The following is a 6,333-nucleotide window of genomic DNA, read 5'->3' as shown; positions in this document are numbered from 1 at the left end:
GTTCACGGCAGGTTAAGATTTTCGTAGATTTTACTCTACGATCTTCGCGTTCTTTAGCATCTCGTCTGTTAAGGTGATCCCTTCCTCCTGAGCTGCTTTTTTGTTGATAAATAGTTCAAGGTTTTCCGGGAAGCCGACAGGAATATCGCTTGGTTTTTTCCCTTTGAGAATTTCCACAGCCATTTTCCCAGTAGTGTAGCCTAGATCGTGGTAGTCAAATCCATAGGATGCGAAGGTTCCGCGTTTGACAGAATCGCCTTCACCGACAAAGGTTGGGATATCCTGGGCATTGGCTACAGTTATCACCGATTCCAGGGCAGCAACAACGGTGTTGTCCTTTGGAATGTATAATACGTCCGCACGCCCTACCATTGACTCGGCTGCCTGCTTTACTTCTGAACTAGCTGTTATGGTGGTTTCAACTGCCTCTAGTCCGGCAGCCTCTAAAGCGGTCTTCGCATGTTTAACATTTACAACCGAGTTGGGTTCACCGTTGTTATAGATGATGCCAACCTTCTTGGCATCGGGAATAAAAGTTTTAATAGCAGCAATCGTATTCTTTATCGCATCAGGATGCGTATCAGATGTGCCTGTCGCATTTCCGCCTGGCTTTTCCAAACTTTGAACTAGCTCGGCCCCGACTGGATCAGTAATAGCGGTAAATAAGGTTGGAATATCCTTCGTCTGATTGACCACCGCCTGAGCGCTAGGAGTAGCGATTGCCAAAATAAGGTCATTCTTGTCTGCCACCAAATTTTGGGCAATGGAGGTATTATTGTTCATATCTCCCTGAGCATTTTGGTAATCAAGCTTCAAGTTCTTTCCCTCTTCATAGCCGGCATCCTTCAGAGCCGCGATAAAACCCTCTCGAGCAGCGTCAAGAGACGGATGCTCAACAATTTGTGTAATACCTATTTTAACAATCTTCTCTTTTGCCGCTCCTCCCGTTTCCTTACTTCCCCCGCCGCATGCAGAAAGTAATAATAGAACTCCACACAATACTAGCGCTAATCTCTTTCTCATCTGTTAATCCCCCTAAAATTAATCCCCTATTTATGTAGTCTCGTGGTGAACAATAAAGAAAGCGGTTTCCTTTATCGACATAACTTTTGAAAATTTATAATATTCAGATTCTATCACGTCCACTAAGTGTGAGACAATAGTAAATTTCATATTTTGAAGTCAATCATTAGAAAAATAAATAAAAAAAACATCAATCCCTGAATAATCAAGGTTTGATGCTTTGTTGAGGGATAATATTATTTCATTATGGCACATAGATTGTATAAAGACTTCTAATTTTGTCGATATCTACTCAGAATTTGTAGATATTTCCCGGGAATTTGTTGAAATTTGAAAAATAACGGATACCAATATTTGGAATAAAGGAATTTCTACTTTTTTATTTAGTTTCCTTAGGTTTAATTAGTCATTAATGCTTAACGCAAATTCACCACTTGAATATCTTAATGGGGACTTTAGAGAAGAAGGTAATTTATCGTATAGGACTTGTCCGTATCGCGTAACGCTATAATCAATTCGATATTGGATTGACAATGATACAACAAGCTCCACCTTTCCAACAATACATACCCATTTCTTCCTATTTTTAACTCGAAGATTCGGAGGATTTATTTTCAAGTTATATCGCCCAGCGATACGAACCGAAAAAACAGCTGAGACATATCGTTTGTCAGGCCTTGGAAGAGAATGATCATGAACTTGATATCGTGTCGCATATCGTTCCTTTATTTAACGATAAAGGTGCTGGGGATTTATTTGCTAGTTATATCGCCCGGCGATACGTAACACAAAAAAAGAGTTGATCAACCTAAACTGGTACCTTATTTTCGAAAGATCGAGAAAAGTCCTCCCCATTTTTCTTTAGGTTTTTGTATCGCTTCTTCTAAACGTTTATTAAAATCATTTTGTGAACTCCACTCTATTCTTTGTTCGTCCCGCATCTTTTGTATTTCTTTTTGTAAGAGTTCACTTTTCTGTTTTTCTTGTTGCAGCAATGTTTCGTAATGGTTCTTCTGCTGTTCCGTTAATTTTTCAATTTTAGCATTAGTTTTTTGCGCTGAATTTCCAATACTAGAACTTATAACATGGTGATCTTGCTGAAGTCGGGAAACCGATGTCTTAAGCTGTGACATATCGTCTGTCAGTTGGACATTTATTTCACGTGTGGCTGCAATTTCATTGACTAAAAACATTAAGACCTCTTTTAATTGATTGGGGTCTTGAGGTAAATTTTCATATATATCGGGTACCGCTATATCTGTTTCCTTGGATCCTTCTAATCTTTCTTTTTGTTGAAACACAAGGTCTTTAGCTGTATCGTCTAGGGGCTTGTCCGTATCGCGTAACGCTATAAGCGCGCCGATGTCAGATTGTACAAAGATACGTCGATCGCCATCTTTCAAAAACTCATATCCATTCCGCTCTAAGATTTGGCCATACTTTCGGACAGTGGGAGTTGCAATCCCTACCTCTTCTGCCACTTCCTTGGAAGAGAAAGCTCGTTCATTCGCTTGTATATCACGTCGCATATCGGACCTCCTTTTCTATTAAATATGAAGGTTTTTAGATATAATTGCAAGCTATATCGCCCAGCGATATGAAACAAAAACAGCCTCCTTTCATTTTGGAAGCATGCTTTGGGGGTTATTTTTTGTCTGAAGGAATAACAGGCAAAATAATATGTGAAGGATATTGCTCATTATGATAGATTGTTTGTCTTGCTGCTACAGTCTGATTGCTGTCAATCAATGACTTTCCGGTATTTGGATTCGGCATATAGTGAGGAAAGCTGCTTGACGAAATTTCGAGTGTAATCTGATGCCCTGGCAAAAACACATTACATGTTGCCCAAAGATCTATGCCATATTCTACGATTTCTCCATCCAATTCTTTTTCAGGCTGATCACCATTTCGATATTTTGCATTGACAATTCCTTCCGCTAAAATTAACGCTTTTCCATCAGGTCTGGTATCAACAAGCTTGGCTGTGAAATCTGTATCCCTGGCATCGGAGGAAGCCCACAGCTTTACCTTTACAGGTCCCGTCACTTCGATTGCTTCGGTTAATGGCTGGGTTGAATAAACAAGCACATCTTCTCTCACTTCGATCGCCCGTTGATCAAACGGACCCATTGTCAACGGTCCCGCAAACAAGGTACTTCCACCTTTTGTAGGCACAGGATTTTTGGGATCATAAATAAAGGTATCTACTTCCTCATCAACAGGGTGATGGATGGAAAGTTGACCATCGCCATTTTTCGTATTTGCTTTTCCAGTACTGTGCAAATAAAAGTTGGTAAATTTCGTCCGTTCAAGCGGCCATTCCCATTCATCTCGCCATTGATTAATCCCCATCAAGAAGATTTTTACAGGCGGCTCCGTTTCTAAACCGGTGGCCATTCCTTTTAGCCAATGATTAAACCAGCGAATATGGAGATCTGTGATGTTTTGTTCCAAATCAATCCAATCTCCTGATGCATGCACGCCGAAAGAACCTTCACCCTGCACAGAAGAAAAATCACCATGTCCCCATGGACCGACCATCAGCTTTTGATGCTGACCAGTGTGAATATTCGCCTTTGTCATTTCCTGATAATTTGTTAATGTCGGTCCAATAAAACAATCATACCAGCCGCCTAAATGAAAAGCCGGCAGCGTTAAGTATTCATATTTGTCAGTAATACTTGATTTCCGCCAATAGGCTTCATCTTCAAGCGGATGAGACAATTCCTCAAAAAAATAATCGGCAATATCCAGCTCTTTTAAAGGCGACCACTGATTGATCGGGGCAAAATGGTATAGTTCATCTATTCTATTAAGTTGATTTGCAAGTTTTCGTAATGCATTGGATCTTTCTTGCGGATTTTCATATTTTCGCCTCAATAGATCCGGTGCAATCGATTCGAGTGACCAAGTCTCAGTAAAACCTGGCTGATAGACACCATTACGAAAACTCGCACCATTACGTTGGTCATTCAAAGTCATCGCTGGAAAAATCGCTGCCAAATGAGGCGGCTTTTTCGTTGCAGCTAAAAGCTGTGTATAACCATAATAAGACATGCCGAACATCCCAACTTTTCCCGTTGAGTACGGGAGTGCCGCCGCCCACTCAATTGTATCGTACCCATCTTCCGCTTCCTGTCTGAATGATTGGAAATCACCTTCCGACTGAAAACGTCCCCGCACATCTTGAAAAATGACAACAAAACCATTTTCAACAAGGCGGTTTGTATCTAAATAACGATGGGAATAATGGGGCAAATCTTTACTATATGGAAGCCTAGTTAACAGGATTGGGAAGGTCCCCTTCTCATTAGGACGATAAACATCTGCAAAAAGAATTACGCCATCCCTCATCTCACACGGTACATTTTTTTCAACGATAATCTGAAATTGTTTCATTTTAACCACCACATTTCAACTGTTTTTGACTCATAAAACACTATCCCACGAGTCGCAGACTTCATGGGATAGTATGAATTTCTTATTATAGATTGCTTGCTTGCTTGATGGGTTCTTCTTGAATCACAGACACTTTGGTGGTAAATAGGCTGACAGCAAGCATGATAATCGTATTGATGGTAATCGCAATGATGCCGATGTCTAAATCTTGAATGAAGTGTGGAGCACTTGGAAACATTGTAGCCATGGTTGTGCCTTCCAACGTTTGGTAAGCGACAATTCCAACTCCAACAATCATCCCAACAGAAGCGCCAATCTTACTGACTGGATTCTTCTTCATTAAACTGAATGCCAACGGCGGAAATAACTGAAGAACAAAGCTGTATGCCATTGTCAGTAGGGCAATCATTGTGTTACCTCCAAAAAATGTAAAAAACAATGAAACTAGAGCAATGATTGGAACAAACAAACGCGTTAATTTTGCAAGTTTTTTATCGGATGTATTTGGCTTAAACTCTTTATAAATATTTTTTGAAATAAGTGTTGCAGCTGTTAGTATGAGCAAGGAACAAGGAATTAGGGCTGCAAGTAATCCAGCTGACCCAACCACTCCGATAAACCAAGGCGGAAGTGATTGCTTTGCAATCTTAAACAACGCTAGGTCGGAGGCAGTCCCTTGCAAATTTGGTATTTGCAGTACAGCCGTAAAACCAATAAAAAGAATAAATACAAGGACGATTTGATACAAAGGCAAAATTGCAGTGTTTTTCCTTAATGCCGTTTCGCTCTTAGAAGACAAACTTGCGCCAAAGCAGTGCGGCCACATATATTGGCCTAACGCAATCGTCAAACAGATTGAAACATACCATGATATACTTAACCCTTTATCAGGCATTAATAGGAATCCTGGTTTTGCTTTATCTAATGTCTCAAACATTGGCTGAATCCCGCCGTAATAATGATTCGGCAGATAAAATCCTAAAAATAGGATGACCGTAAGCATAAGAATATCTTTTAAAACTGCTGTCCATGCTGACCCATGTATCCCTGAAATATAAACAAAAACCGTTACAGCAATCAGTCCGATCCAAACAGCAATTTTAGGAGGGATCATTCCATATGAGGCTTCCGAGACAATAATCTGAAAGCCTTTTAATTGCAGAACAATATAAGGGATGATTGATATCACTCCAATTATTGCGACCAGCAGCCCTAATGACTTGCTTTTATATTTTTTTGCAAAAAAATCAGATTGAGTGATTAGATTGTGTTTTTTCGCATATCGCCAAATGGGCGGCAGAATCCAAAAAGGAATGACATAAGTAAGGGCACAAAACACATAAATCGTCGGACCGCCCATGCGGTAAGCTCCGCCGCTTGCTCCTAAAAACACGAAGGTCGAAAACATTTCTCCTGCCATTAACACAAACATGATAAGCGAACCGAAGTTTCTCTCCGCAACTGCCCACTGTTCGAGCCTCATATCCCGCCCTTTTCGAGCTCTTATTCCTAGGTACATGGCAAAAGCCAGCGTTACACCAATAATGATCATGGAGCTATTCATTTATTTTGCTCCTTTCGATCATAAATGATATTACAAGCAAGAAGACAGGCCGACGTGAGAATAAGCCATAAAGTAGACCAAAATACAATAAATGGTAAGCCAAAAACATATGGTTCAATTTTATTTATTACAGTCAATGATCCAATTGCAGGTAGGATAGTCAGAAATGCAATCCATTTCTTCATACGCAAAATTCCCTTCCAATGTGAATTTTTAGAGTAACCCCTGTCCCAATAGAGTGTAGGCGTTTTTAATAAACCGAAGAATGAATCTTTTTTATTATCAGATAATTTAATTCGTGGTGGTTGGAAATCCTCCCCTTCTTTTAGTCGGATAAATAGAAG

Annotated in this window: 5 protein-coding genes; all 5 read right to left on the bottom strand. The window is 40.0% G+C overall.

Features of this window, described 5'->3' with window-relative positions; genetic code table 11:
• Positions 1-30 precede the first annotated feature (30 nt).
• Positions 31-1,023, bottom strand: a complete 993-nt coding sequence (locus ACJ004_RS28470; protein ID WP_410896454.1) for an ABC transporter substrate-binding protein — start codon at positions 1,021-1,023, stop codon at positions 31-33.
• An 821-nt stretch (positions 1,024-1,844) separates the two neighbouring features.
• Positions 1,845-2,552 carry a hypothetical protein gene (locus ACJ004_RS28465; RefSeq protein WP_410896453.1) on the bottom strand — a complete coding sequence of 236 codons (708 nt, stop codon included), beginning with the start codon at positions 2,550-2,552 and terminating at the stop codon, positions 1,845-1,847.
• A 115-nt stretch (positions 2,553-2,667) separates the two neighbouring features.
• Positions 2,668-4,425, bottom strand: a complete 1,758-nt coding sequence (locus ACJ004_RS28460; RefSeq protein ID WP_410896452.1) for a CocE/NonD family hydrolase — start codon at positions 4,423-4,425, stop codon at positions 2,668-2,670.
• Positions 4,426-4,510: 85 nt separating this feature from the next.
• Entirely contained in the window at positions 4,511-5,989 is a 1,479-nt protein-coding gene (locus ACJ004_RS28455; RefSeq protein WP_410896451.1) for a sodium:solute symporter family protein, read from the bottom strand.
• A complete protein-coding gene (locus tag ACJ004_RS28450) occupies positions 5,986-6,174 on the bottom strand; it encodes a DUF3311 domain-containing protein (protein WP_410896450.1) in 189 nt (62 codons plus the stop codon). Before ACJ004_RS28450 ends, ACJ004_RS28455 begins: the two co-directional genes overlap by 4 nt.
• Positions 6,175-6,333 lie beyond the last annotated feature (159 nt).

The organism is Neobacillus sp. 204, assembly GCF_046562815.1.
Taxonomy (GTDB): Bacteria; Bacillota; Bacilli; order Bacillales; family Cytobacillaceae; genus Neobacillus.
This window is presented reverse-complemented; position numbering and strand designations above follow the sequence as displayed.

What these genes read in the sequence shown, in the direction of transcription:
- ACJ004_RS28455 (WP_410896451.1), bottom strand. Translation starts at nt 5,989, where the DNA reads ATGAATAGCTCCATGATCATTATTGGTGTAACGCTGGCTTTTGCCATG.
- ACJ004_RS28465 (WP_410896453.1), bottom strand. Translation starts at nt 2,552, where the DNA reads ATGCGACGTGATATACAAGCGAATGAACGAGCTTTCTCTTCCAAGGAA.
- ACJ004_RS28470 (WP_410896454.1), bottom strand. Translation starts at nt 1,023, where the DNA reads ATGAGAAAGAGATTAGCGCTAGTATTGTGTGGAGTTCTATTATTACTT.
- ACJ004_RS28450 (WP_410896450.1), bottom strand. Translation starts at nt 6,174, where the DNA reads ATGAAGAAATGGATTGCATTTCTGACTATCCTACCTGCAATTGGATCA.
- ACJ004_RS28460 (WP_410896452.1), bottom strand. Translation starts at nt 4,425, where the DNA reads ATGAAACAATTTCAGATTATCGTTGAAAAAAATGTACCGTGTGAGATG.